Raw genomic sequence first — 667 nt, forward strand, 5'->3', positions numbered from 1 at the left:
AGCTCAAGGTGGGACGGTATCTGGCCGGAAAACTCATGGAGGAGGCAAATCTGGAAAGCAAGCAGCGGCGTCCGCATCGGAATCGCTCCAAAGGCGTTGAAGCGTTTGTGGCCAAGAACCTGCTCGAACGTAACTTTGAGCCAACAGCAATTAACCAGGTCTGGTGCGGTGATGTGACCAGTTTGATGGTCGGGAAGCGCTGGTATCACCTGGCAGTAGTGATTGACTTGTTTGCGCGTCGGATCGTTGGCTGGGCGTTTTCCCTGATCAACGACGCCAACTTGGTTAGCAAGGCGCTGAGGATGGCAGTAGGGGTTAGGGGCAAGCATGCAGGCTTGATGTTTCACTCGGATCAAGGCTGCCAGTACACCAGTCAGCGCTTCCAGTCCGAGCTGCTTGAGCATGGTATAACGCAGAGCATGAGTCGCAGGGGACAATGCTGGGACAACGCACCAACAGAGCGTTTCTTTGGGACGCTCAAGTCAGAATGGGTGCCGCCCAAGGGCTACAAGGAAATTGAAGAAGCCAAGCAGGATATGACCAGCTTCTTCATGCGATACAACCGAATCAGACTCCACAGCCACAACGACTACCTGTCACCAATAGCTATGGAGCAGCAGGCGGCTTGATCACCGTAACCGGTGTCCGGAAATACTTGACCAGAACA

At 54.1% G+C, this 667-nt stretch carries 1 protein-coding gene; it reads left to right on the top strand.

Annotated features, from left to right (window positions below; translation table 11 throughout):
* On the top strand, positions 1 to 629 hold a 629-nt coding region (locus tag ACGLHT_RS30030), incomplete at its 5' end, for an IS3 family transposase (protein ID WP_394520774.1).
* Positions 630 to 667: the final 38 nt, after the last annotated feature.

The organism is Pseudomonas sp. PsB, from assembly GCF_043658375.1.
GTDB classification, from domain to species: Bacteria; Pseudomonadota; Gammaproteobacteria; order Pseudomonadales; family Pseudomonadaceae; genus Aquipseudomonas; species Aquipseudomonas putida_Z.